Annotated in this window: 1 protein-coding gene; it reads right to left on the bottom strand. The window is 64.2% G+C overall.

Going from position 1 to position 1,150, the window contains the following annotated elements:
- A partial coding sequence (locus HGO92_RS23120) for a tyrosine-type recombinase/integrase (protein ID WP_346769080.1) occupies window positions 1-1,051 on the bottom strand: 1,051 nt, incomplete at its 3' end.
- Window positions 1,052-1,150: the final 99 nt, after the last annotated feature.

Genomic DNA, 1,150 nt, shown 5'->3' on the forward strand with positions numbered 1-1,150 from the left:
GCCCGGCCCGCAGGGTCGTGGCGCGGAAGTCGTCGCTGACGAACTGGTAGATGCCGGTCGTGGAGGCATGTTCGTGTCCCATCTGATACTGCACAAACCTAGGATCCCATCCATCCTCCAGAAGATGCGTCGCATAGGAACGCCGCAGCGAATGCAGGTCCAGCCCGTCCGAGGGGATCCCGAGCTCCTGGACATAGCGGCGCAGCCGCCGCAGGAGAGTGGATTCGCTGATCAGCCCACTGCGTTCGCTGGGGAACAGGTCAAGCGTGTCGAGGGTGCCGCGGCCGTTGGCGAGCCAGTCCTCGAAGATCCCGGGGGTCCAGTCGAAGACCGTCAGCACGCTGCGGGGTTTGGGAGGGGAAGCCCTGCGGGACTTGCCGAAGCGGACCTTGCAGACCCCGAACCTCCCGAACCGGCGGGCGTGCGGGTTGGCGGCGAAGTCCACCGCCTGCAGATGCCTCAGCTCGTTGAACCGCAGCCCGTAGGAGTAGGCCGCCTTGAGCATGACCGCGTCCCGGTAGGCCGACTGCCAGCCCTTCTTTCCGGAGGCTGCTGCTCGTTCGACCTCGTCGTCAGCGTGGTCGAAGAGCATCTGCAGCTCCCGGCGGGTGAACGGGCGCTTCGCAGGCCGGCCCTCGTATTCCTGCACGTGTGGGGAGCTGTTCCACTCGAAGAACACTTGGGCGGGGTGGGTGCCGAAGAGCTCTTCGCAGCGTCGGTCCCAGCCGTAGTCGGGGTTGGCGATGTAGGAGGTGAACGCCCTCAGGGCGGATTGCTGGACCCGCACCGAGGAGTGCGACAGGCGCTTGATGGAGCGCAGATCGCCGAAGTACTCCTCGACATGGGCCGGCGTCCAGTTCCACGGAAACTCGTTCATGTGCTCGATAAACCGGCGGATATAGCGGATCCGCTGGGCGATCGTGTCGAACTGCAGGTTGCGCGAGAGCTGCTGGTTGCGCCACCCGTCCAGCATTTCCTCGACGGTGTGCTGCTCCGGATACAGCAGCGGAACCGACCCCGCCACAACAAGCACCCGGCCTGACCGGTCCACACCCAATTTCCGCCTCCAAACGCCGCACAAACAAACGAATCAATGATTCATCAGATGAGACTTCAAGGCAAACCCGCAGGTCAGAGGTGGTTCCGAGTC

Origin of the sequence: Crystallibacter degradans, assembly GCF_012952295.1 — a bacterium.
Lineage (GTDB): Bacteria > Actinomycetota > Actinomycetes > Actinomycetales > Micrococcaceae > Crystallibacter > Crystallibacter degradans.